Raw genomic sequence first — 6,644 nt, 5'->3', positions numbered from 1 at the left:
ATATAGAATGGAACTGTAGTTTTAATTTAGAGTTTCTTTATCTTTAATGAGGTATTTCTTTGAGTCAGCAATATGTAGGGAATCGATTAAGGGATAATGAGAAATGCCTGGTGTCCGTAGCTTAATATGTTTTTTTAGGATTTAGGGGGGAACAGGCGTGACACGTATAAATGGTAAGATGCTGCTACAGAATTTCATATGCGGTTTTGTAGTCATATTTGCCATGGTTGTTTGCTTTGTTTCGATTTCTTTTGAGGGAACTGTTTTAAATGAATCGTATTTGTTAAAGCAAAATAGACAATCAAGATATGTTCAGGAGTATAGGAGAATTTATGATGAAGTTCTCGTATACTGTGCACAGAGCGTTAATTTTTCAGGCAGTCAGGCACAGAAGATGTCCTTGACGAGCGCCCAGACGAGCAGGCTTTTATGTGAGACTACGAAGAGTTTTTGCAGAGGAAAGAGCGAGTTAGTCAATGTCGAGCTTTTTTCGAAGATGTCTGAAGATAATTTGAGAAGGGCAATCAAGGACGGACGCATCAAGGCAACTCAGCAGCAATTGTATAACTTTCATGCAAATTACAGGGAAAATGCCGCCGGGTATTTTAGAGTGAAGTTGAGAAATTCCGGTATCTTTGATGCTCAGAAGATGTTTCTTTCCGCTAAGATGAAATTGAATTACGTGCCTTTGATTTCGATTGCCGTCATCTTGGCAATGATGTTCGTATATTATTTCCGTAATGGAAATGACGTCAGAAAGGTCATGAGATATTTTGGCGAAATGATGTTCATTGCCAGCCTGTGTACGATTTTGATTGCCCTGCTGGCGTCTTTGTCCAATGCATCCGTTTCAAATGACAATTCCGTTGGGGAATTCAATTCGTTGCTTATGAATTACTTCTCAATGCCTCAGAAATTATTCTGGATCATTGGTTTGTGCGCCTTTGGTGTGGGATCGTTTATGATTTTCTTCAGCTCTGACGGATTCTTGAAACTGATGGATGCCGCCAGGTATAATTCTGATTACTGAAATTTTTGATTGAAAGGCCGGGCTGTCCCGGCCTTTTTTATAAAATGCAGTGCCGGCCGTCACACGCTCAGTCAGTATGTCAGGTCCCTGCTCAAATTTACCGGAATGAAATCTGGATACATGAAAAACGACTTTTTCCGGTTATTTCCATCATAGCGAAAGATTGTCGTGCGTACACAAAAACTCGGATGAGATTTGCACTTAGTCGCAAGTCATCCGAGTTTTCAATTTCAGGATTTTTCTAAATTTGCCAAAGATGATCAGGAATTGCTTCTGATTTTTGTGACTTCTCCTGAAGAGAGAATTTCACCTGATGACAAGACGAGACGTCCCTGATTATCGATGGTGGCAACGTGACCTTCAGAAGTTTGACCGGAGCGGTTGATGGTGACGTCTTTTCCGATGGTGTTTGAATGAGCACGATATTCATCCATGAAGTCAGCATCTTTATAGTTTTGGTAGAGCGAGAAGAATTCGTTGAGGTAGCCGGCAATGAAGGCATTGCGGCTGACGTCGGAATCAATCGTGTATTTTCTGAGAGAACCTGCACGCTGTCTGATTTCTTCTGGAAATTCAAGCGGGTCGGTCAGGTAGTTGATTCCCGTTCCGACTATGATGTGCTTGATGAGCTGAGTTTCAAGGTCTGCAACGCCCTCAGTCAGAATGCCGACGATTTTTTTGCCGTCGACAAGAACGTCATTGACCCACTTGATTTCGCACCTGGCATGAACGAGTTCTTCAATCGTTCTGGTAACGGCAATGGCGGTTGCGGTCGTCAACAGACCGGGATTGAAGTCGGGATCGTCGTTATCAAGCAGGATGCTTATGTAGATTCCGCCGCCGACAGGTGAGGCGAAAGGACGTCCGTAACGTCCGTGGCCGGCTTCCTGACTGTCGGAAATAACAACGAGCGGGGTTTTCGTTTCAGGATCCATGGCCTTTTGACTGCAGCGATTGTTCGTAGAATCGATCGTATCATAAATTTCAAAATTCAAATCAAGTTCAGGATTCAAGAAGCGTCTGATTGATGCCTCGCTCAGTTTCAAGCCCTCAATATAACGATACCCGATTCGCGGCTTGCTTTCGATTTGATAACCTTCTTCCTGAAGCGACTGGATGGCTTTCCAAACCGCGGTTCTTGAAACATTGAGCTCATCTGCCAGTTCCTGTCCTGACAGGAAAGCCTGTTTTTTCAAAAGAAGCTGAAGAACTTTCTCAGATGTTTTCATAATCATTACCTTCTCTCCTGATGTTACGTATAATTATAGACTAGCGTTCATCAATTATGCAAATCATAACCTTTTTCTCTAATCTTTGTAACTTCGCCTGACACGAGGACGGTACCGTCAGTCAAGACAATCCGGCCTTTGTCATCGATTGTTTTGACCGTTCCTGAAACGACTCGGTTGGAAACGAGTATGGAGACCTGTTTTCCGATGATGTTTGAACGCTTGCGGTATTCGTTCATGAAATCCCCGGTCTGATAATTTGGGTATATTTTGAAAAACTCGTTTAAAAAGACTGCGATGAGCCTGTTTCTGCTGACGTCTGAACAATGGGCGTATTTTCTGAGAGATCCGGCACGATTCCTGATGGCTTCAGGGAAAATTTCCGGATCAGTCATGTAGTTCATCCCAAGCCCGATAATCACGTGATCCATTGCCCCCGATTGAAAATCAGTCGCGCCTTCGACCAGGATGCCGGCAACTTTGCGATTATCGACGATGATATCATTGACCCATTTGAGCTGGCAATTGATGCGAAACAGTTTTTCCAAAGCCTTAACGACTGCAAGCGATGAGGAAATAGTCAGCAGTCCCGGATCAATTCGGGCGCTGTTGATTTTCAGCAGAATGCTCAGGTAGATTCCACCGCCTTTTGGAGAAAAGAAGCTCCGTCCATAGCGGCCGTGACCGCCTGTCTGCTGTTCCGACAAAACGATGTGCGGTTTTGATGTTTTTGAATCGAGTACCAGTTTTTTGCAGAAATCGTTGGTTGATTCGATTTGCTCATATGTTTCAAAAGTCAGGTCCAGCGCAGGATCAAGATATCGTCTGATTTCATCTTCGTTCAATTTCATTGACGGAAGATAGCGATAGCCCATCCGTGTTTTGCCCTCAATTAAAAAGCCTCGTTGTTTTAGGGAACTGACGGCTTTCCAGACGGCTGTCCGCGAGATGTTGAGTTCGTCTGCTATTTTTTGCCCTGAAACGTATTCAGGAGTTTCGGTCAGTAAGTTGAATACTTTTTCGATTGTTTCCATGGTATAACGTCCTTTTGTTAGTTAACCTAATTTTATTATTAAGTTAACACAAAGACAAGCAAATATTTTCATTGCAATATTTTCTTTAATTCTTTAAGGCAAAATGGTATCTTAAAAGTGAAGCTTGGGGTGATTAATAATGAAAAAATCATTTGACAGGAAAGATCTGTTAAAAATGCTTTTAATTGTTCTCAGCGGGCTGATTTTATATATATTTGCAAGCAATGATGCTTTTCTTTATAAACAACCGGTGGGAAAAGTCGAGAACGTTTCTGTTAAATCAGTCAGCAGAACTAAGGATACATTCAATAATCAAGACAAAATAACGGTTCAGGAAGTAACCTTTAAAATCTTGAACGGGAAGTATCGAAGCAGGATTGTCAAATTAAGAAATACCTATTCGCAATCAGGTGGATTGGATCAGGAATATAAAGTCGGAAATCAGGTTTTTTTGACGATCAAAAAGCATCAGGGAAATTTGAACTCATCGATTTCTCACTATAAGCGCGACGTTTATCTGGTAATGCTGTTGTGGCTTGTTGTTGTCTTATTATATGCAACGATGAAACTCAATGGCTTGAAAACGTTGTTGAGCGTGGCAGTCAATTTTGTCGTCTTCCTGATATTCGTTCAGCTTGACGTGATGCTTAATCTGACGAACTTCTTCTGGTTGTTTGCAGTGGCAGCGCTGATTTTCACGGTTCTTTCCCTCTGGCTTGTGATTGGATTCAACAGGCAATGGTTCGTGACTTGCGCATCTGTTGTTTCCGGAACGGTGACTGCGCTTTTGATCGGACTGATTGCGATGAACGTCACTGACGGCAAGGGCGTGCACTATGAAGCACTCGATTATGCGACTCAATCTCCGAAGCAGCTTTTTCTTGCCGCAACCGTCATCGGACTTTTAGGGACGGTTATGGATGCTGCAACAGACATAGTTTCAACTTTGTTTGAGATGAAGAGAACGGATGAAGAAATCGGCGAAAGACAGCTTTTCAAATCAGGGATGGCAGTTGGAAGATCGATAATGGGTCCCTTGGTCAACGTGCTTTTGATGATTTTCTTTGCGGAAACCTTTACGATGTCAATTCTGTATTTTAAAACGGGAAACAGCATTGCTTATACGTTCGAATGGACAATGGCGCTTGGAATCGTGCAGACGCTGATCAGCGGCATAGGAGTAACGCTGGTCATTCCATGCGCAAGCTTTCTCAGCGCGAAAGTCTTAGGGGGTGCTCAGGATGTCAACGATTAGTCTGTTAACGCTCATATTGATGGTTTTGATGATACTTGTGGGTGGAAAAAGCGGTTTTACGTCATTTTTGAGCGTCGCCTTCAATTTTCTGATTCTGTTTGCGGCCGTCATCCTGATTACCGGCGGAATTTCTGCAATCGGCGTGACTTTCTTTGCCGGGGTATGCATTCTTGCAATCACGATTTTTATGGGCAGCAAGAACGAGACTTCAACGAATACGGCATTCCTTGCAACGCTGATCGTAATGGTCATAATGCTGTTGCTGATCGTTCCCCTGGATTATTTTGCCCAGATCAAGGGCTTTTCAAATGAGCAATCTGAAGAAATCGAAGCTTTCAATCTGCTCGTCGGTGCCAATTTTGAGACTATTTTGATTTCAACGACCGTTTTGAGCACGCTTGGAGCAATTGCTGAAGCTGCAGTGGCAATTTCAAGCGGTCTGGAGGAATTGAGCGAGCAGAATCCCGGAATTACAATCGCGGAGATTTTCAAAAGCGGGCGCACGATTGGCTTTCAAATTATGGGCATGACGTTCAATACTTTGTTTTTTGGAATGTTCGGCGGGGATCTGGCACTGTTCATTTTGCTTTACAAACTGAATGCCAGTTTCGGATACTATTTGAATTCGAAAATCTTCGTCAGTGAATGCATGGCAGTTTTGTACTCGGCCGTTGCGGTAATTCTTGTTATCTGGATTACGACCTATCTGATGGGAAGAAAAATCAACCAGAAGCGCAAGGGTAATGATTTTTAGAAGGGGTGAAATCAATGAAATTCTTTAAAAATGCAGTTAAGGTGGCATCAGCGGCAATGCTGGCACTGGTGCTTGTCGGATGCGGCGAAAGGCAAAATAAGGCCACGGTCGGAAATGACGGAAATACGGCTTATCAAACGGCGATTTCCAATCTTGAAACGGGCGATAACAAACAGGCATATTACGAATTGAAAGCAGTCGATGAAAAAAAACTGTCTGTCAAGGCACAGAAATTGCGTGACAATCTGAAGTATCTTCTGGCTGCCAAAAAGGCTCTGACCGGGAACGATGTTGAAGAAGCTGAAAAAAACCTGGCAAATCTGGACAACGTCACGAGTCCGGATGCGCTCGTCAAGCAGATTAAAAAAGTTCAGCGCGAATATCAGATTATCCAGCTGGCAAATCGTTATTATGAGGACGTGACGGCTTATTACAAAGCCGGCAAATATTCTGAAGCCGGCGGAAGCCTGCAGGCGCTTAATTCGCTTTCGAACAGCTATCAGGCGGTTGAAAATTTGCAATATAAGGCTTCCAGATATGATTCTCTGATTGCACAGGCACAAAATGAGTCCATCAGTAAAGCTGACAGCGCAAGTTCCGAGTCTGGATACACGAATGCCAGAAATTCCAAACTGATGAGCTCACAGTATAAGAAGGCAACGGGAAGTGACATTTCGTCTGCGGATAATTCAGAAGTTTCATCGTTTGCGTCTTCGATGACGAATGATGAAGTTTTGAATTCATTCAGAACAGCGACGAAGATTCCTCAAGAAGCCGGTGATCAGTATTATGTGCAGGAAACTTCAAAGGACAACTATCAGATTGAAATCCGCCATACCAGCGATTCCAACACGCAGGTCTCCAATTTAAAGGGAATGTATCAGTTCAATTCGTCAACCCAAAAAGCTAAAAAGCTGAATGAAATCAGCGGAGAATATGAAGATATCAATTGATTTCTCAGCTTTTTAAATGCAAAAAAACCGCCATCGAATAAATGGCGGCAAGTCAGTTAGTTAGTTGTTGATTTTGGGGAATGCGTCAGTGCAGGCAATCCGCTTATGAGAGGCGCGGAGCCTGTAAAGACCATGTGTAAAGTAAAATCATAACCCTTACACATTCATTATCGGTATCTGGGCGGCAAATTTAAGCCTTCCTGATGATTTTTTTACTATATTTCAAAAAAACCGGTGGTTTACCTTAATATAATCTAATGCTGCGTTTTTTTAAATTGCATCATTAAAAAATTTACTCAAATGTAAGAGACCGGGGGAAACCTTGCCTTAAATCGAAAAACAGGATGATTTGCGATTGCAATGGAGCAAAATCGGTAAATAGTGACGAT

The 6,644-nt window shown here is 42.7% G+C and carries 6 protein-coding genes; 4 read left to right on the top strand and 2 right to left on the bottom strand.

Annotation, left to right across the window (positions count from 1 at the left end):
• Positions 1 to 157 precede the first annotated feature (157 nt).
• Positions 158 to 1,030 (top strand): hypothetical protein, encoded by an 873-nt coding sequence (locus tag V7Z60_RS07795; protein WP_334117272.1) that lies wholly within the window; start codon positions 158 to 160, stop codon positions 1,028 to 1,030.
• Between the two features lie 260 nt (positions 1,031 to 1,290).
• On the opposite strand, the gene V7Z60_RS07790 is transcribed toward V7Z60_RS07795, so the two are convergent.
• Positions 1,291 to 2,259, bottom strand: coding sequence for a biotin--[acetyl-CoA-carboxylase] ligase (locus V7Z60_RS07790; RefSeq protein WP_334117271.1), 969 nt, complete (start codon positions 2,257 to 2,259; stop codon positions 1,291 to 1,293).
• Between the two features lie 50 nt (positions 2,260 to 2,309).
• The gene (locus V7Z60_RS07785; RefSeq protein ID WP_334117270.1) at positions 2,310 to 3,293 is read right to left on the bottom strand and encodes a biotin--[acetyl-CoA-carboxylase] ligase; all 984 of its coding nucleotides are present in this window, start codon (positions 3,291 to 3,293) and stop codon (positions 2,310 to 2,312) included.
• 139 nt (positions 3,294 to 3,432) lie between these two features.
• Between V7Z60_RS07785 and V7Z60_RS07780 the strand changes: the two genes are divergently transcribed.
• The 3 genes from V7Z60_RS07780 to V7Z60_RS07770 are packed head-to-tail and all read left to right on the top strand — an operon-like array spanning position 3,433 to position 6,255.
• The gene (locus tag V7Z60_RS07780; RefSeq protein WP_334117269.1) at positions 3,433 to 4,548 is read left to right on the top strand and encodes a YibE/F family protein; all 1,116 of its coding nucleotides are present in this window, start codon (positions 3,433 to 3,435) and stop codon (positions 4,546 to 4,548) included.
• The gene (locus V7Z60_RS07775; protein ID WP_334117268.1) at positions 4,535 to 5,302 is read left to right on the top strand and encodes a YibE/F family protein; all 768 of its coding nucleotides are present in this window, start codon (positions 4,535 to 4,537) and stop codon (positions 5,300 to 5,302) included. Before V7Z60_RS07780 ends, V7Z60_RS07775 begins: the two co-directional genes overlap by 14 nt.
• Before the next feature lie 14 nt (positions 5,303 to 5,316).
• Positions 5,317 to 6,255, top strand: coding sequence for a hypothetical protein (locus V7Z60_RS07770; protein WP_334117267.1), 939 nt, complete (start codon positions 5,317 to 5,319; stop codon positions 6,253 to 6,255).
• Positions 6,256 to 6,644: the final 389 nt, after the last annotated feature.

Origin of the sequence: Ligilactobacillus sp., assembly GCF_036846325.1 — a bacterium.
In the GTDB taxonomy this organism is placed as follows: Bacteria; Bacillota; Bacilli; order Lactobacillales; family Lactobacillaceae; genus Ligilactobacillus.
This window is presented reverse-complemented; position numbering and strand designations above follow the sequence as displayed.